The 18357-nt window shown below is 30.9% G+C and carries 21 protein-coding genes and 1 tRNA gene; 11 read left to right on the top strand and 11 right to left on the bottom strand.

Going from position 1 to position 18357, the window contains the following annotated elements; translation table 11 throughout:
• Window positions 1–67 precede the first annotated feature (67 nt).
• The 3 genes from BBG48_RS01270 (at window position 68) to BBG48_RS11195 (ending at window position 3801) form a co-directional block, all read left to right on the top strand.
• The gene (locus BBG48_RS01270; protein ID WP_068912142.1) at window positions 68–2506 is read left to right on the top strand and encodes a putative bifunctional diguanylate cyclase/phosphodiesterase; all 2439 of its coding nucleotides are present in this window, start codon (window positions 68–70) and stop codon (window positions 2504–2506) included.
• A gap of 29 nt (window positions 2507–2535) precedes the next feature.
• On the top strand, window positions 2536–2775 hold the full coding sequence (locus BBG48_RS01265) for a hypothetical protein (RefSeq protein WP_068912140.1): 240 nt from the start codon (window positions 2536–2538) through the stop codon (window positions 2773–2775).
• Between the two features lie 480 nt (window positions 2776–3255).
• Window positions 3256–3801, top strand: coding sequence for a DUF951 domain-containing protein (locus BBG48_RS11195; RefSeq protein WP_068912138.1), 546 nt, complete (start codon window positions 3256–3258; stop codon window positions 3799–3801).
• Between the two features lie 299 nt (window positions 3802–4100).
• Here the strand turns inward: BBG48_RS11195 and BBG48_RS01255 are convergent, their stop codons facing one another.
• The 5 genes from BBG48_RS01255 to nadD form a co-directional block, all read right to left on the bottom strand.
• Window positions 4101–5297 (bottom strand): ATP-binding protein, encoded by a 1197-nt coding sequence (locus tag BBG48_RS01255; protein ID WP_068912136.1) that lies wholly within the window; start codon window positions 5295–5297, stop codon window positions 4101–4103.
• Between the two features lie 168 nt (window positions 5298–5465).
• A complete protein-coding gene (gene rsfS / locus BBG48_RS01250) occupies window positions 5466–5819 on the bottom strand; it encodes a ribosome silencing factor (RefSeq protein WP_068912134.1) in 354 nt (117 codons plus the stop codon).
• A gap of 17 nt (window positions 5820–5836) precedes the next feature.
• Window positions 5837–7183 (bottom strand): LCP family protein, encoded by a 1347-nt coding sequence (locus BBG48_RS01245; RefSeq protein ID WP_068912133.1) that lies wholly within the window; start codon window positions 7181–7183, stop codon window positions 5837–5839.
• Between the two features lie 22 nt (window positions 7184–7205).
• Complete coding sequence (gene yqeK / locus BBG48_RS01240) at window positions 7206–7787, bottom strand: bis(5'-nucleosyl)-tetraphosphatase (symmetrical) YqeK (protein ID WP_068912131.1); 582 nt, start codon at window positions 7785–7787, stop codon at window positions 7206–7208.
• A gap of 38 nt (window positions 7788–7825) precedes the next feature.
• Entirely contained in the window at window positions 7826–8407 is a 582-nt protein-coding gene (nadD, locus tag BBG48_RS01235) for a nicotinate-nucleotide adenylyltransferase (protein ID WP_068912129.1), read from the bottom strand.
• 218 nt (window positions 8408–8625) lie between these two features.
• On the opposite strand from nadD, the gene tyrS reads away from it, so the two are divergent.
• Window positions 8626–9852 (top strand): tyrosine--tRNA ligase, encoded by a 1227-nt coding sequence (gene tyrS, locus BBG48_RS01230; protein ID WP_068912127.1) that lies wholly within the window; start codon window positions 8626–8628, stop codon window positions 9850–9852.
• Window positions 9853–10038: 186 nt separating this feature from the next.
• On the opposite strand, the gene BBG48_RS01225 is transcribed toward tyrS, so the two are convergent.
• Together BBG48_RS01225 and BBG48_RS11360 are read right to left on the bottom strand one after the other, a co-directional pair.
• Window positions 10039–10920: a YitT family protein gene (locus BBG48_RS01225; protein ID WP_068912125.1), complete on the bottom strand. Its 882-nt coding sequence runs from the start codon at window positions 10918–10920 to the stop codon at window positions 10039–10041.
• A 262-nt stretch (window positions 10921–11182) separates the two neighbouring features.
• Window positions 11183–11308 carry a hypothetical protein gene (locus BBG48_RS11360; protein ID WP_274541819.1) on the bottom strand — a complete coding sequence of 42 codons (126 nt, stop codon included), beginning with the start codon at window positions 11306–11308 and terminating at the stop codon, window positions 11183–11185.
• A gap of 97 nt (window positions 11309–11405) precedes the next feature.
• Between BBG48_RS11360 and BBG48_RS01220 the strand changes: the two genes are divergently transcribed.
• The 7 genes from BBG48_RS01220 (at window position 11406) to BBG48_RS01190 (ending at window position 14800) form a co-directional block, all read left to right on the top strand.
• Window positions 11406–11482 (top strand) — tRNA-Lys (locus BBG48_RS01220).
• A gap of 161 nt (window positions 11483–11643) precedes the next feature.
• Window positions 11644–11979: a histidine triad nucleotide-binding protein gene (locus BBG48_RS01215; RefSeq protein ID WP_068912123.1), complete on the top strand. Its 336-nt coding sequence runs from the start codon at window positions 11644–11646 to the stop codon at window positions 11977–11979.
• Between the two features lie 123 nt (window positions 11980–12102).
• Window positions 12103–12279, top strand: a complete 177-nt coding sequence (gene rpsU / locus BBG48_RS01210; protein WP_068912122.1) for a 30S ribosomal protein S21 — start codon at window positions 12103–12105, stop codon at window positions 12277–12279.
• A 162-nt stretch (window positions 12280–12441) separates the two neighbouring features.
• Entirely contained in the window at window positions 12442–13098 is a 657-nt protein-coding gene (locus tag BBG48_RS01205) for an HAD family hydrolase (RefSeq protein WP_068912120.1), read from the top strand.
• Between the two features lie 58 nt (window positions 13099–13156).
• The gene (locus BBG48_RS01200) at window positions 13157–13891 is read left to right on the top strand and encodes a peptidylprolyl isomerase (protein WP_068912118.1); all 735 of its coding nucleotides are present in this window, start codon (window positions 13157–13159) and stop codon (window positions 13889–13891) included.
• Between the two features lie 75 nt (window positions 13892–13966).
• Window positions 13967–14305, top strand: a complete 339-nt coding sequence (locus tag BBG48_RS01195; protein ID WP_068912116.1) for an iron-sulfur cluster assembly accessory protein — start codon at window positions 13967–13969, stop codon at window positions 14303–14305.
• 3 nt (window positions 14306–14308) lie between these two features.
• The gene (locus tag BBG48_RS01190) at window positions 14309–14800 is read left to right on the top strand and encodes a dihydrofolate reductase (RefSeq protein WP_068912114.1); all 492 of its coding nucleotides are present in this window, start codon (window positions 14309–14311) and stop codon (window positions 14798–14800) included.
• Between the two features lie 43 nt (window positions 14801–14843).
• Here the strand turns inward: BBG48_RS01190 and BBG48_RS01185 are convergent, their stop codons facing one another.
• From BBG48_RS01185 to BBG48_RS01175, 4 genes are all read right to left on the bottom strand, one after another.
• Window positions 14844–15164 carry a rhodanese-like domain-containing protein gene (locus tag BBG48_RS01185; protein ID WP_068912113.1) on the bottom strand — a complete coding sequence of 107 codons (321 nt, stop codon included), beginning with the start codon at window positions 15162–15164 and terminating at the stop codon, window positions 14844–14846.
• 174 nt (window positions 15165–15338) lie between these two features.
• The gene (gene rpmE / locus BBG48_RS01180; RefSeq protein ID WP_068912111.1) at window positions 15339–15542 is read right to left on the bottom strand and encodes a 50S ribosomal protein L31; all 204 of its coding nucleotides are present in this window, start codon (window positions 15540–15542) and stop codon (window positions 15339–15341) included.
• A 180-nt stretch (window positions 15543–15722) separates the two neighbouring features.
• A complete protein-coding gene (locus tag BBG48_RS10935) occupies window positions 15723–15893 on the bottom strand; it encodes a hypothetical protein (RefSeq protein ID WP_158527887.1) in 171 nt (56 codons plus the stop codon).
• A gap of 27 nt (window positions 15894–15920) precedes the next feature.
• A complete protein-coding gene (locus BBG48_RS01175; protein WP_068912109.1) occupies window positions 15921–17924 on the bottom strand; it encodes a hypothetical protein in 2004 nt (667 codons plus the stop codon).
• Window positions 17925–18357 lie beyond the last annotated feature (433 nt).

The raw sequence follows: 18357 nt of genomic DNA, 5'->3' as shown, positions 1-18357 counted from the left end.
AAGTTCAAGCTTTTTATGTTATAATTAAGCTATATTCCAATCTTATGTTTTTTTCGACGGTGGTCTAATGCTAATAAATGACTATTTGAGTGTCTTAGCAATATTTTTTTACATATTTTTCATAATTACTATAGCAAATACGTGTACTAGAAATAAGCTTACCTTTGCTTTTTGTGTTGCAAGCTTTTTATATGGATTGCTAAACATCTTTTGTGTTTTAGATGTTGCATTTATAATCGACAGCTATCATTTGCATTTTTATTATTCACTTACATATAGGGTGATAGCTCCATTTCTTGCATTCACTTTTTTTACAATCGCAAAAGAAATTTCTATCAAAAAAAATTATAAATCAATTATATTCAGTCCCTATGTAACTGTAGTTTTATTTATTACAGCAGTCTTGCTTAGCTTACCCAATTTATATCTAAGACTTCACTTTATTTTTGATGATGAACATGATTTTGTTCAAATATTAAATGATATTTACGGTAGTTATAGGTTTTACATAGATGGCACATTTTATTTTTTAATTTTGTCATCGTGTATTATCATATTTTTCAATTTAGCCTATAATGCAAAAACAAGAGCTGATAATGAGTCTGCAATCATTTTGATGTATGCTTACTTTATAAGCGGTATTTTGCTAATTTTTTGCGATTTTATCTTGCCTAAGCTGACTTATGTGACAATCCCGTCTTATAGTTGCAAAATAGGTTTAATTCCTCTTAGTGCCCTTTTTTATGTATTCAAGAAATACAATTATTTGTTGGTATTTAAACAGGACTATATTTCTCAAACTCTTGACACTATCCCAATAGCCATAGGTATTTTAGAGGACTCTAAGGTTTTATATTTAAATAAGGCTTTCATTTCATTTTTTAATTTCGATGACAAAAAGACTCTGACTTATAAGGATGTCTATCAGCTATTTCCAAAGCAATTAATAGAGTCTGAGGTCGATGAGGATAAAATATTTGAGTTAAAATTAGATGACCGTATTTATATCAGTAAAAAGAATTTCCTAAAAAACGGTTTAGTTATGGTTTCACTGTACGATGTAACCTTCATTGTAAATGACCAAAAAAAGCTTGCAGCTATAAATGAATACCTAAACAAAATTTTTGAGGAAAGCACAAATAAACTCAACGAAATTAACTGTCTTATCGAAAAGCAGGTTAAAAAAAGGGTTGCCTCAGAGCAAGAAATGCTCAAGATTTCTACTAAAGATTACCTAACCGGTCTATACTCCAAGGAATACTTTTTACAGCAGTGCTATGAAATACTGAAAACCTCATACAAATATATAACAAAGCATATAGTAATTTTCATTGACCTAGATGAATTTAAAAATATAAATGACACTTTAGGATACCATTTAGGTGACCAGTTGTTAAACGAAATTGCAATCAGACTCAAAAAAAATGTGCCACAAGATAGTATAATTTCAAGGTTTGGCGGAGACGAATTCGTCATTTTTATAAAAAATTATTATACCAATCAAGACGACATGATAGACGCACTGGGTATAAGGTTTATAAAAGTATTTAAAGAGCCATATCAAATAAATGGTCGTGCTATCTCAATATCAGCCTCTATCGGATTTAGCTCATACCCTAGTGGCGGTACAGACATAGACGCTTTAGTAAAACATGCAAGCGCTGCAATGTATAAAGCAAAAGCTCAAGGTAAAAGTCAATATGCCAAATACGAGCCTAAGCATGACATTGCAGGTGTAAAAATAGATTTTACCCTAGCCAAAGATTTGCATCAGTCTATAGAAAATAACGAGTTAGTTATGTATTATCAGCCGGTTGTGCATTTTTCCGATAGTCAGCATTGTAAAACCTATGGATATGACTCATTGCTTAGATGGAAACATCCGAAAAGAGGTCTTTTATCTTCACAAAATTTTATCGCTCTTGCTGAAAAAACAGATTTTATAAACAATCTAACTCATTGGACAATTGACTCCATATTAAGGCAATTACATGACTTGGAAAAAGTCAACGGACATTCATTAGCAATTTCATTAACTATGTGCTTTGATAAATTTGACACTCAAAAAATAATTGCCATGATTTGTGAGAAAATTCAAGCCTATAACCTTGACCCACAAAAAATATATATAGATATACCTGAAACATACATGGTGAAACCATTGGAGGTACTAAAAAAAGATTTTGACAGTCTAAAACGCCTTGGAGTAAATATAGCCATAGACGATTTTGGCACACACTACTCTTCTTTAAATTACCTCAAATACCTACCGGTAGATGTTATTAAAATAGACAAGGCTTTTATAAACGGTATAGGAGTAAACAAAAAAGATGAGGTTATAATATCTTCTCTTGCTGAATTTTCAAAATTATCAGGTATAGTATTAATAGCAAAATCAGTAGAAACCAAAATACAATGTGATTTTTTACTAAAAAATGGTATCAAAAATATGCAAGGCTCATATTTTAGCAAGCCACTTAATATAGACGATGTAATTAAGCTGTAATGTCTACAATAATTTTTAAGGAGCAGACAATGATAACTTACACAAAATTTTTAACCCTCAAGGGTAGCTACTATATAAAAGAATATGACGGCGGAAAAAAAGATAAAAAGCAAACACGACCTGTACTAGAGTCAACTGTAATTAAAAATTTTAAATCAGAAGATGTTACAATAATTATCGACAATATAGAAACAGGCAACAAGGTTACCGTCACAAGTGATGATGACTCAGAAAAGATTAAACAGTATTTGGGAAGTAAATTTGTATAATATTTTACTTTAGGTAGTGTAAAATAGATTATGAAAAACTATCACACAAAAAAGCAATAAAAAAAGACCACATAGTGTCTTTAAAAAGTAAAAATAGTTTAAAAAAATGCCGAAATTATGACTCAAAGCACCACAAAAAGCCGTGATGAAATCACAACAAAATGGTCTTTAAAGTATTGTAATCACTTAAATGCGTAGTTAGATTTACCCTTGACACCATTTAAAACATACTGCCAACCAAGAAAAATCAACATCTGCCACTTAAAAGGCTATTAGGAGCATCATCAAGCAAGTTAATAATGAAATCCCTTGTTTGTTTTGTAAATTTGATTGGTGATGTAATCAAATTATACTTCAAAAAATGGGAGTCATTGCTATTTTTATTTAAAAAATATTGAAAATGTTTGAAATACTAAGTTATTAATATATATCAGTGGTGTTATTTTTGACACTACCTTACTTTAAATAAAGGTGAAATAATTGGAAATTAAAAAATCAAACGAAATTGCAGGTAAGTACCTAGTATTAGATAATGCTAATGAAGTCGCATCATTTATATTTCAAAAACAAGAGCTAGAGCCATACAGTAACATAAAAAACGGCAAATGGCTTAGTAATTTTGACTATGTCTCAATTTACAATATACAAACAGACATCAATTCATCATACTTAGTAGATAAAATAATCACTTTGGCTATAAATACCTGCAAAAAAAAGCAAATAAGGTCACTTAGGTCTCACATTATCAAAAATAATGACGAGTACAAGACCATATTAAAGTCACATGGATTTAAACATTGCGGATTTGTAAATATTGAAGAGATTGAATATGCAGCCTATGAATTATTAGTCATTCCCTATGTTCTTGGTGACAGAGTAATGCTGAAAAAAGAACATCCCTGCGGAGGAAATACCTTCAAGATATCTAGGCTGGGTATGGATATCAAGCTGGAATGTGAAAAATGCGGCTCAATAGTATGGCTAAAAAGAAGTGATTTAAATAAACGAGTTAAAAAGAGATTGTAGAGATTTTTTTAATCTACAATCAAATTAAAATTTGTGAGGATATAAAGTGATTTATATACCATTGGTTGTTATAGTAATTACAATAGTGGATATAGTGATTTATTTGGTAGTAAATATAATATTTAAAGAATATAGCTTTTTGAAAAAAAGGTTTATTTCATTAACAATCTCTTCTTTTGTTAGCATTATAATGCTTATAATATTACTGCGTAAACTAACCCACTTATAAATTTAGTATTTAATAAAACTTCAAAAGAGCTGAGTCTATATATTTTATAAACTCAGCTCTTTTTTATCTATTAATTTGATTGCAAAAACTCTAACGCATTTATAATCACAATACCGTCATATGTCGTTTGTGGGTCATCATCTAACGTCAATATATACTTTGGATAGTTGTCTTTTATCATCAAAAGTGGTCTAAGCTCCCTTTGCAAAGTATTTTCGTCTCTTACACTTAGAGCTACCTGAAAATAATTGATTTCATTTTCTTTTTTTGCCACAAAATCAACTTCAAAGCTACCAACCTTGCCTATGAATAATTCATAGTTTCTTCTTTTTAATTCTAAAAATACAACATTTTCTAATATATGCCCAAGGTCTGCCCCATTTATTTTGCCAAGCATAGTATTTCTAAGTCCTACATCGACTATATAATACTTTTCAAGTGTTTTTAGGTATTCCTTGCCCTTTACATCAAACCTGTCCACTTTATATATAAGATAGCTTTCCATAAATGAATTCAGATATGACTCCACTGTTTTTGTGCTAATTGACCTGCCATTGGAAGTCATGGAGTTGCTTATACTCTTTGTGGAAAGTATAGAACCTATATTATCAGATACAAATCTTAGCACACTTTCGAGCATCATGACATCGGTGATATTTTTTCTTTGTACTATGTCCTTTAAGACTATGGAATTATAAATTCCTTTTAGGTACTCATTTTTTTGATTTTTTTCAGTTAGGTTAATTGCATAGGGAAATGATGTATTTTCAATATAACTGCGATACCCTTTTGAATTATCACTTATATTTAATATTTTTTCATACTCTGCAAGTGAAAATGGTAGCATCTCAATTTGAATATATCTACCTGTCAAAAAAGTTGCTAATTCACCTGAAAGCATATAAGAATTAGAGCCTGTTATATATATATCTACATTTTCACGCAAAAATACACTATTTATAACCTTTTCAAACTCAGAAACATTTTGAACTTCGTCTAAAAAAATATAATTCATTTTATCCTTTGACATATTTTCAGTCAGATATTCATATAAACTAGACTTGTCCAAAATATTTTCATATTTTAAATCTTCAAAATTTATAAATATAATTTGCTCTGTATCCACTCCATTGTCTAATAAATACTGCCTATACATACTAAGTAAAGTGGATTTTCCGCATCTTCTTACACCTGTTACAACCTTAATTATTTTTTTATCCTTATATCCTAAAATTTTTGAAAAGTATGGCTCTCTTTTTATTAACATAAAAACCTCCTGATATATAAATATTATATCAAGAGGTTATATTTTTGTAAAGTTTTGGGAGCATAGTCCAAAAACTTTTTATTTTTTTAACTTTTGGGAGCATGATTTAAAAACTTTTTTGTTTTTTTGACTTTTAAGATTATACTACAAAAACTTTAAAGCATATTTCTATGCTTGGACTGTTTCCATATCTTCTACTTTTGCATCTACCCACAATCTTTCAAGATTGTAGGTCTGTCTTACGTCCGGTTCAAATATATTTACTACTATGTCGCCATAATCCATCAATATCCAAGTCGCTGATACTTTACCTTCAACACTTCTTGGATTTTCTCCATATTTTGCTAATTCGTCATTAACTGCATCTTCTAAAGCTGTTACCTGTCGTAAGCTACTGCCTGATGCTATAACGAAGTAATCAGCTACGCTTGATATTTTCTCAATGTTAAGCACTTTAATATCTTTTGCCAGCTTTTCGTCTAAAACCTTGTATATTGCTTTTAATTTTTCTCTTGTTTGCATTATTTTCCTTTCAAAAATTATTTTGTAAAATCACTACCAAGTACAACTAATATATCCGTTGGCTTATCGTAATAGGCTTTATTTTCCTGAACAATTTTGCCAGTGCCAAGTATTGTTCTTGCCTCTTGAGCTAGGGTGATATTATTTTTGTAATAAATCATAGTCTCATTGTAGTCAAAATTGTCTGCATTAGATGTGGCATCAACTGCAATGTTATTTATATATAAAAGGTCTTTCGCCCTTTGGGCAAGTCCTTGCCCTCCGCTACCGTTTAGGACAACCACATAAGGGTCATATACATTTTGCTGAGGTTTGTTTTGTTTAGTATCAGGTTGCTTTGCTTTATCATCACCATTAGCTGTATTTTCATTGTCACTAGCATTTTGTGTATTTTGTGGTTGGACTTCAGGTATAGGCTTATCTATATAATATTTTTCTCCATCATAAAGCTCTTTAATTTGAGTCTTTATTTGCTCTTCATCAGCTATAAAATATGATATTCCATACAAATAATCTGCCTTACCCGGTACAACAGCCTTTTTAATATTATATGGTTTAATTTCTATTGCTTTTGATGCAATTTTTAGCATATCAGAAAATTCCAAATCTGTCTGCACATATTGTGAAAATGTATCTATATAATCTGTAATATGCACTATGGATTCAGGTGAAAGTAGCTTGTCCATCAATGCCTGTATAAATTTTTGTTGAGACTCAATCCTGCCTAGGTCTTGGTTTGCATAGCCATGTCTAAATCTCAAAAACTGCATTGCCTTATCTCCATCTAGTATTTGTGGTCCTTGCTTTATGTCTATATGAAGAGGAGGCTTTGCATAAGGGTCATCGTATGACATATCCATAGGCACATTTACTTCAACCCCGCCAATGTCATTTACTGTCTTATTAACTGCTTGATAATCCACTTTTACAAAATGGTTTATCTCTATACCTAAAAGTTCTTTAACACTTTTAATGGTATATGAAACGCCTCCTATTGCGTGTGCCTCATTTATTTTATTGAATTTTTTTGCCGAGCCTTCCACGTGTACTCTTGTATCTCTAGGTATTGACAGTATAAAGCCTGTTTTTGTCTTAGGGTCTATTGACAATAGCATCATGGTATCTGTACGCATGGTTTTGTCCTTATTTTTTCCATCAAGGGAGTCAACTCCTAGCATTAGTACGTTTATTCTTTCATCGCCCACCGACTTTGATAGCTCTTGCAAATCTTTTAGCTCTAATTCATCTTGCCCTTTATTTTTTACACAGTTAAATAACATTGCCAAGGCAAAATATAACACTCCGGTCAATACAACAATTGTGAGAAATACAATTACTAAATTTTTAATAATTTTTTTTGCCATTTAACTTCCTTATATTACTTATTTATTTAAATAAAGTACAATTCTCTAAAAAGTAGTTTCTAGCTTTTAGAGAGTCCTTATGCACCAGTACATTTTTTTCACATAGATGTATTATTGTGTTATTTGTCGCATAATAAAGTGCATCCTCTAAGCTAAGTTTGGAAAGTCTCCTTATTTCATCGACTCCTGGGAAATCTCTGTTTTCTTCAATATAATCTGCAAGACATACAACCATTTCCAATTTGCTCATTTTATTTCTGCCGGTGGTGTGAAATCTTATGGCATTTAAAACATCTTCGTCTTTTATGTTGTATTTGTATTTTGCTATTACCTCAGAAAATATAGCGTGTTGTAGCTGTTTAGATACCTCTTCTACCTTGTCATACCTGACATTATACTTTTCTTTAAGCTCCTGTTTTTTTTCAGAATCAAAATTTTTTGCATAATCGTGAAGTAATGCAGCAAGCTCTGATTTTTGCTCATCTACTCCATACTTTTTAGATAACTCTATAGCTGATTTTACTACTCCAAGGGTATGAATATATCTTTTTTCGTCCAAAACCTCTTGTAAATCTTTTTTTATAATCTCTGAGAGAGTTTCCAATTTTTCCTCCAATAATTAATATTATTTACCTTTATAAATTATAGCTTATAAAGTGAGTTGTCCTCAATATATTTATTAACTTCATCCTTTACAAAATATTTTACACTTCTATTTTCTTTTACCCTTCGCCTGATTTGGGTAGAGGAGATTTCTATGCTTGGTGTGTCTATAAAGGTTATATGCTCAGAATTACCATATTTTTCCTCTATTTGTGACTTTACGTCTTGTCCTCTAGTCACTACCAAAAATTTTACTATTTTCATTAGAGCTTTGTATTTGTACCATTTATCTAGTAATAGTATAGCATCTTGCCCTATTATATAATAAAATTCACATTCCGGATTATTTTCCATAAAATAAGTAACTGTATCAAAAGTATACGACTTGCCCACTTTTGATATTTCATAATCGCTCATTTCAAATTTATCGTTGCCCTCTATGGAAAGCTCTACCATCTTTGCCCTATGCGACTTATCTACAAAATTCTCCTTATGCGGAGGTATCCCAGATGGTATGAAGATTACCTTATCCAAATTCATATAATCTGCCATATATTCAGCAATAAAAATATGTCCAAAATGTATCGGATTGAAAGTACCGCCAAAAATTCCTATTTTCATTATAATCCTTAATTATAAAAATCAGCTTTTATATTCTATCTTTAAAAAAATATTGAAAAATTGATTGCATTAACTGAAATTATATCATAAATGCTTGTTATTTTCTATCATGATTAGTAAAAGTAGAAAAAAAACTCATTTTATGCTATAATTAAGAAAAATCATGCTGACTTTTTAACAAATTTACAATCAGCATCTAAATATAAAGGAGTTAGAATATGCAAAACGCTTTTGACGTGCTTAAAGAAAGAGGCTTTATAGCACAAGTTACTGATGAAAACGAACTGAGAGATTTATTTGATAACGAAAAAATTTCATTTTATACAGGCTATGACCCAACAGCAGACTCACTACATGTAGGACATTTAATGCAGCTAATCGCCATGAGACATATGCAACTAGCAGGACATAGACCTGTTGTTTTAATAGGTGATGGTACTACTATGATAGGTGACCCATCCGGCAGAACTGACATGAGAAAAATGCTAAGCATTGAAGATATCAGAGCCAATGCGGAAAAATTTAAAGAGCAGATGTCAAGATTTATTGACTTTTCTGATGATAAGGCAATATTAGCTTACAATGCAGACTGGCTGATGAAACTTGAATATATTCCATTTTTAAGAGAAATTGGTGCAGATTTTTCTGTAAACAGAATGCTCACCGCTGAATGTTACAAAAGCAGAATGGAAAAAGGCTTAACCTTCTTAGAATTCAACTACATGATTATGCAGGCGTACGACTTTTATACATTAAACAAAAAATATAACTGCAAGCTGGAATGTGGCGGCGATGACCAATGGTCAAACATCCTCGCAGGAACAGATTTAATCAGAAGAAAAACTCAAAGCAGAGCCTACGGACTGACATTTACCCTACTTACTACTTCAGATGGTAAAAAAATGGGTAAGACTATGGGCGGTGCAGTATGGCTAGATAGAAATAAAACTACCCCTTACGAATTTTTCCAATACTGGAGAAATATCGAAGACAGCTCCGTAGAAAAGTGCCTAGGACTACTGACATTCTTACCAATGGAAGAAGTAAAAAGACTTGGTGCATTAGAGGGTAGCGAAATCAATAAAGCAAAAGAAACTCTTGCCTACGAAGTAACAAAAATAGTCCACGGAAAAGAAGATGCTGACAAAGCACTTGAGGCGTCAAAGGCAATATTTGCATCAAACAGCTCCTCAGAAAATGCCCCTACTACTTTTATAGATAAAACAGACTTAGACACAGGTATTGACATCGTATCCTTACTAAAACAAACCGGACTTGCCCCTACCTCATCAGAGGCAAAAAGATTAGTCGACCAAGGCGGAATACTTGTCAATGATGAAAAAATATCAGATAAGACATTCAAAGTAGACTCATCAATGCTAAAAGATGGACTAATAATGATTAAAAAAGGCAAAAAAACTTTCCATCAGGTAAAAGTAAAATAATTTAAATAGATGTTAAAAAAATGACCAAAATAATTGTTTTGGTCATTTTTCATATATAATTTATACTAATACCTAATTAAATAATCAATAAAGGCGAGCTATGTTCATCTAAGGAGATTGTGAGCCATCGCCGTAGGCGAAAAGCACTCCGAGATGATATACCCCGCCTTTTATTAGAGAATAGTATTAATTTTTGCTATAAGTAAATCCTTCACCCTCTATTTCTGATACATTTGAAACAAATAAAAAAGCAACCGGGTCAATATTTTTTACAAATTTATGTATCTTAATATATTCTCTCCTGTCAACAATTGTAGTGATTATCTTTTTTGTATTATTCGAAAATCCACCTGTAGCCTCATAAACCGTTGAACCTCTATGAACACTTACAAGAATAAAATTATTTATAGCCTCATGCTCCTTGGATATGATTGTAACATTGTATTTACTATTAAATCCTGCTATAAATCTATCTATAAAATGAGAATTTATCATTACACCCAATAAACCATACATACCTAGTCTAGGTCCAAAAATGACACAAGCACCTATAGTTATCAGACCATCACAAATTATAAGACCATTGCCAAATGATAATGAAGTATATTTTTCAATAATTTTACCAATTATATCTGAGCCACCGGTAGATGCCCCGGCGTTTAAAACCATAGCTATGCCCAAAGATTGAATTAGTATGCCAAAAATAAGTATTATCAACAAATCATCAATAAACGCAGCATTCATAGGAAATACTTTTTCCAGCACACCCAAAAACAGTGCACCAATTATTGATGAATATATAGTAAGTGCCCCAAAGCTCATCCCAATCGTCACAATACCCAACACAACTAAAATTAAATTCACAATTAAATATATAAGCGACATAGGTATCCCAGTAACTGTTGATAATAACAATGAAAAACCCGATGCACCCCCAACCGACAAATGTGCAGGCGCAGTAAAAAAATGTAAACTGACAGCTACCAAAATAGTACCTATATTTACCCTTAAAAATTTCATAAGATTGTTTTTTGAAAAAATATTAGCTCTCACAAGTTTGTTATCCATTACTCCTCCTTGATTAATCCGCAATTTCTATTATAATAAGAAAATGATAGTATTTCAATCTAAATAAAAATTTTAATAAATTATTTGCTTGCTATGGAAATTTATCATTCGTTTAAATTAATAAATGCATAATACTAAAGCCTGATTGAAAGTGCAGTGATTTTTTTAATATATAGTAGTATAAAATGAAATTTTTGATGCTATAAAAGTAAAAAAACTCCTATGAAATTTCTTGCATAGGAGTCAAAAAATGTATAAATTTTTAAAGTTTTTCTTTCCAATCCTGCCTTATACCATAATATTTTAAATCTACAAATTTATATTGCTCTGATAAATTAATTATTATACCAAAAATATCAAAAATTACAACTTTTTTATAAAATTTCATATTCTATACCACTATGCGGTGAAAAAAATCAAAAAAATTTTACAAAACACTTTACAAAATATAAATCTTGTCGTATAATGTCATAGTTGTTTGATACGGGCCATTAGCTCAGTTGGCTAGAGCACCTGACTCTTAATCAGGGTGTCCCGGGTTCGAGTCCCGGATGGCCCACCATTTACCACTTTTAGTAGTGGTTTTTTTGTGCCAATTTTCTTGAATAAAGCATTTCTTTGTGGTACAATCTATGGAAATGTTATAAAATATTTTTAAACAGCAGTATTCATTAAAAACCATGTATCGTATTTTAATAATTTATGATTTCACTAGGAGGTAGTATGCAGGATTGCCTTTTTTGTAAAATAATAGCAGGAGAGTTGCCAAGCACTAAGATATATGAAGATGATTACGTCTATGCCTTTGAAGATATAGACAAGCAAGCTCCCGTACACGTTGTTGTAGTACCAAAAAATCATTATAAAAATATTACTGAGGTTAAGGATTCATCACAGGTCGGAAAAATTTTTGACGCTATCAACAAAATAGTTGAACAACTGGATGTTAAAAATGGTTTCAGAGTAGTGTGCAATACTGGAGAAGATGGCGGACAAACTGTTGAACACTTACATTTTCATTTAATGGCAGGCAGAAAATTTGGCTGGCCGGCAGGTTAATTTATCTAAATATTAAAAAATACTTGAAATTTTCTTAAAAACGTTATATAATACTGAAATATCAAGTTTAGTATGTATACTAATTTTTGATAACATTGTTTATTTTGAGGGGAGGGATATGTAATGGCAACAGAAGTCAAAGTTAAAGAAAACGAGTCGCTTGATAGTGCTCTAAAAAGATTCAAAAGACAATGTGCCCTTTCCGGTGTTATGTCAGAAGTTAGAAAAAGAGAACACTATGATAAGCCTAGTGTAAAAAGAAAGAAAAAAATGGAAGCTGCTAGAAAAAAGAAAAGATAGGCAGAGCTTTTCAGGAGAGAGAAATCTCTCCTTTTTTATTACATTTTCTACACTTTTAATTGATATTTAACTCAGTTACCTATATAATAGTTAATGGTTTAATAAATATATTTTATGCAATTTTTTAAATAAGAAAATATTGTATTGTTAGGAGTCATGACCATGTCATATAATGCTAAATACGAGACATATATTTTTGATTTAGACGGCACGCTATGTGATACATCTGTTGACCTAGCAAATGCAGTAAATTTTGCTCTTATCAAAAATTATTTTGAAAAAAAAGATGTCCTTGAGATAAAAAGCTATCTTGGAAATGGTATAAAAAATTTAATTAAATTATCCTCCGGCTTGGAGGTTGACGACCCTAGATTTGAAAAGACATTTTCAGACTTTAAAACATATTATTCCGACCACTTGCTAGATAACACAAGACCTTATGAAAATATAGTAGATGTTATAGATTTTATAAAAGCTAAGGGAGCAAAGGTGTGTGTAGCGTCAAATAAAGCTGACTCCTATGCAAAAATTATCTGTAATAAATTTTTTGATGGCAAGCTGGATTATGTAAGAGGAGAAATCTTGGGCGAAGAAAAAAAACCATCTCCAAAAATGATTGATGACGTATTGTCTCATGTAGGCTCTTCTTGTGATAAAACCATATATATCGGAGATTCTGAGGTAGATATACTTACAGCAAATAATAGTAATCTTGATTTGTTGGTCGTATCTTGGGGATTTAGAGACTATGAATTTTTAAAAAGCCAAGGTAACAATATCATATTAAATGATGTAAATCAGCTATATGATTTTATATAGAAATTTAAAACCTTAGTATGCACATATTATTATAATTTAACAATAGTGAGGAAATTAAATGGAAGAAAAGGTATTAGCAACTGCTGGTGGTCAAAATATCACTCAAAAAGAATTAGATTTTATGAAAAAAAGTCTAGCTCCAAATGTGCTTGCACAGTTTCAAGGTGAAGAAGGAGAGCATTATCTAATTCAGGAATTAGTCAACCAAAAGCTGATGGCTATTGAATATGAAAAAGAGCTTGAAAATGATGCTGATTTTAATTTTGAATTAGAGCAAATGAAAGAAAATTTCATAAATCAATATGCAATAAATAAGATTATGCAGGAGGCTACAGTAACGGACGAAGAAGTCGAAAAATTTTATAAAGATAATGAAGAAGAATTTGGAGAGTCTAACATGGTAAAAGCTAGCCACATCTTAGTGGAGGACTTAGAAGAGGCAAAGAAAATAAAAAGTGAATTAGATGATGGAGCAGACTTTGCAGACCTTGCACAGGAATATTCTTCATGCCCATCAAAGGACAAAGGAGGAGATTTAGGCTTCTTTGGTAAGGGTGCTATGGTTAAAGAGTTTGAAGATGCAGCCTTTGCAATGGAAGTTGGAGAAATAAGTGAACCTGTAAAAACCCAGTTTGGCTATCATATAATCAAAGTAACAGATAAAAAAGTAGAACCTAAACAAGAGCTTAAAGCAATAATGGAAAGATTAAAACAAAGTCTTACAAAGAGAAAACAGCAAGAGGTTTATGTTAAGAAAATCAATGATTTAAGAACAAAATATGATGTAAAGTAATTTGTTTACTTAACTAATTAATGGTGTATAATTAAAATAGATAATAATTGTTATTTAATCGCAAAGGGGATAATTATGGAACAAAGTATAAAGATAAGCCAAAAAGCATCTGATGAATTGAAAAGTCTTTTAGAAGGGCTTGATATGAAAGATACAGATACTTTAAGAATATTTATATCAGGAATGGCTTGCAACGGACCTATGTTTAATGTGGCAAAGGACTCATTACAAGAAAATGACTATGAATATGATTTTGATGGTATAAAATATGTCGCTGACAAGGCTTTAATAGACGAATTTGGTGGATTTGAAATCCAATATATTGAGCAAGATGGTTTCCATGGACTTTTTGTAAAGCCTGACATAGAACCAATGGCTGGTGGTTGTGCCACTTGTGCAGGAGGTTGCCACTAATTCATGGTATCTATTATAGTAGCCTATGATAAAAATAGAGTTATTGGAAAAGATGGAGTTATGCCTTGGGATATCCCAGAAGATATGGCTCATTTTAAAAAATTAACCTCTAACAACATAGTCATCATGGGAAGAAACACCTACAATAGCATTGGCAAGCTTTTACCAAACCGCATAAACATAATCTTGTCTAGAGATAAAAATTTTACAGTAGACGGTGCATATGTAGCAGAAAATATAGAAGATGCTTTTTCGATAGCCAATAATATTTCTAAAAAAGAAAATAAAGAAATATTTATAATAGGTGGCGGTAAAGTATACGAAATGACAATTGCTCTTGCTGATAGATTATATGTGACCCTAATAGATAAAGCCTTTGATGGAGATGTGTATTTCCCTCAAATTAATGAACAGCTGTATGACAAACAAATAACCGGCATGGGAGCAGACCCTGTTCCTTACCAGTTTATAACGTATACCAAAAAAAATTATTAAAACAAAAAATGTGTGGATACTAAATCAAATATCCACACATTTTTTATTTTACAATTTTACCCTTAAAACTAATTATTCCGCCAATATTTTTAACATTGGTATAACCCATTTTCTTTAACTCTCTAAGCGCACTGCCTGCTCTAGCACCACTGTGGCAATAAATAAATAATGGAGTATCAAAATTTTTGTAAGTAGAAGTTGCCTTTTGTATAGCTGATAGTGGCAAATTTTTTGCGCCCTCTATATGCCCTGCTCTAAACTCATCCTTTTCACGCACATCAAGCAAAATAGCCCCATCCGTTTGATTATATTCTTCAAACCCTTGGTTTATATCACTACCCATTAAAAAATCAAAAAGTCCCAAAATATCCCCCATTTATATAATAAATTTGCTAACATTTTTAGATTTAATACCCCAAATAACATAAAATAACTTAAAAAATTTGATAAATTAGCAAAGGTAATTACATTGTTTTATTTGGTAGGAAATTTTTACAAAATAAAAAAGGCGTGCCTAAGCACACCTTTAAGAATTTTATTATTTTTTTCTGTTGAATTTTTTGTTGAATTTTTCAACTCTACCGCCCTTTTCAACATTCTTACTAAGACCTGTAAAGAATGGATGGCAAGCAGAACAAATTTCTACGTTTAGTTCGTCTTTTGTAGATGCTGTAGTGAATGAATTACCACACGCACAATGAACTGTCACTTCTTTAAAATTTGGATGTATTCCTGGTTTCATTATTTCACCTCATAGAATAATGGGCAATAGTTACTTTGTTATTGCCTTGAATATTATTAACTTTGCTATTATAACACATACAATTCAATAAATCAATACTAGAATTAATCGAACTGATGGGCTGTATCAAAATAGGTTTACACACTCTTATTTATTTTTAAAACAAAAATTTATTTAAGGCTATAGAAAAAATCTATTTTCATCAAAATGCTGTTCATTTTTCCAAATTAAAAACTTTAGGTTGTCCAATTTTTGAACTAATTCTTTTTTTCTATTTTCTAAATCTAAGTCATCCGGATAAAAAAATGAATTCCATTCATAAATATTTTTAGAAATATCATCATGCAACATTTTAAATTCAAATTTTTTTCTATTAAATCAGTGGCTAGTTATTACCAGTCCTATATTTTCTGACCAATTATAATTCCATCCAAATTGCTCTGTGCAAAATCTCCATGTCAACGGAAAATATGTTACGTCTCTAAAGTTCAGCAGTGGATACTGCTCTTTAGTGTTATCTACTTTAAGAGCTTGTACTGTTATGTCGTATTCAGGTATAGTCGCAGTACCTATTAGCGGATTTGTCTTTTGGGCTAAATCAGGAATGTAAGCTCCATATTTATCAATTGTAGTCACTGATAATTTTCTAGTTTTGTAATTCCAGTCAATTTTTGCTCCCATAAAGCTCATATCGCTAGTAGTCATAGGCACATATGTGATGTCCTTGTATTTTATAAACGGATATTTCCTAGTCTTGTTATCTATTGCTTGCCCATTGACTGTTATTTTATCCTTGTTAGGTATTTTTACACTTACTTCTTTTCTGTTAGCATATTCCGGTCCATATTTATAATCAGGATTGTTCTTGTCCATTACTACCGGTTTATAAGTTTTTTTGTCTACTATTCCATAAATATTTTTTTTATCTACCGGTATAAGTGAGAAACCTCCAATATTTTTTGCATATACCTTGTTGTTATCAATTAATATCACAACGTCACTATGATAAATGTCTCCATCATTAAATTTTCTTGCGGGATTTCCTTTTTTAGGCTCTGCACCTACAAAAGCAGATATGCGATAGTTTTCATCCCATATATGCTCAAATCCTATATATACAAGGTCCTCTGCCACTATATACGGTTTATTATCCACTTTATATATCGGAAATGGCTTAAATCCATTTGTCTCAGGATTAGTAGACAGTTCTATAACCTCTTTTGTACTCTCAAATTTACCAATCGGCTCTGATAGCTTGTAATTATTTGGATTAAAATCTATATTTCCGGCTTTATTTGCGGTTAAATCTATTATTTTTTCGCTATAATTGTCAAAGGTATAAATGTGATTTTGACTACTTAAATAGTTAAAAATATCGCCTTTAAATAAATACATAGTATAGTCTTTTTTCCCAACAATCCTTTTTTCCGTACGTTTAGTAACTTTTAAATTATTGTCAACCTGATAAAATTCGTATTTGTAATTTGGCGCAGCTATACCAGTGTACTTTTGATTTACATAAAATACTAACTTGTCATTTTGCCAGCCCATATAGCCTGCATTGATGCCCTGTTTGCTGACTAGGCTGTTTATATTAGTCAATTTGCCGTCAGCAGACAAGTGGTATATCATCTCCTGTCTGTCATATCTACCTTTTTCATTTGTTCCGGCTAAGAAAAATGAACCGTCGGAATTTTTATAAACCTTATCTAAGTCAAATTCTTTGGATACGTTCAACTTTGACACTTTTCCATTTTTTACCGCAATCACGTCATAAAAGCTGGGTGTATATGGTGGTGGTATTGATAGGCTATATCTTGTATTTATTCCATAGATATAATACTCCTTATCAATTTCAAAACGTGTAGCTGATACATAAATATCCGTTTTTTGGTAATTTTTATTTTCTGCATAAAATTTATCGTTATCAGAAATATAATCTTTTAAGTCAATTAGAAAAAGTCCTTTTGACTTATCTATTAATGTGTTATTTTGCCTACCAAGCACACATTCCTCATCAACACCTTTATATCCATCTCTATTTTCACATATTCTAACCTTTTTTAGGTTTAGTTTTTCATATTGACTTAATATTTTAGTTTTTTCGTCATCAGATAGCAAAACTGCATTTGATTTTAAATTTAAGTCTATCTTAGCTACTTTAAGGTCTTTATCTTCTATTGGAATAGATGAATCAGCTTTTTGTATCGAAAAATAAAGAAACTTCCCATCATCATATAAAAATTTATCAAAATAATAATGATTAGCCTCTTGAGGTACGCTGTCCTCTCCATCGATATTTATAGCAAAGCTGCTTGAAATCCCTGCTATAAATAGCAATAAAGCAAAAATTATTGATACTGACAAATTAAACTTTTTCATATCCTATCCTTTCTTAGTTATAAAAATCATAAGGTTAAAAGTTCGTCAGGTACATTGTGTGTCAAATTTAAATTATATAATGCCCACTTCTAAGAGAATTAAGTGTTATGCTTAAAATTTCATATACTTTGCTTATTTGATGTATACGCATCATTAACCAATAATAAAAAGAACGCATTAGCTACGATTAACCCACTTACAAGCCAGTTGAATTTAAAAAAATGCTTATTTATATATCTACAAAATAAAATCCCACTTAAAATACAAAAAATATATAAACCAATAAATGCCTTTAATTGATATTTAGAAATTTTACTCATAATACTAACTTACATAAAAAAATGTAGTATTAGTTTTAATTATAAAAATTTTTGCATGAGGTAGTAGCATAAATTTCTTTTTAATATGTATGCTACAATTTTCAAAGTAATTT

Origin of the sequence: Criibacterium bergeronii, assembly GCF_001693775.2 — a bacterium.
Classification (GTDB): Bacteria; Bacillota; Clostridia; order Peptostreptococcales; family Filifactoraceae; genus Peptoanaerobacter; species Peptoanaerobacter bergeronii.
Note: the sequence above shows the minus strand (reverse complement) of the source record. Positions and strands in the feature narration are given on the sequence as shown.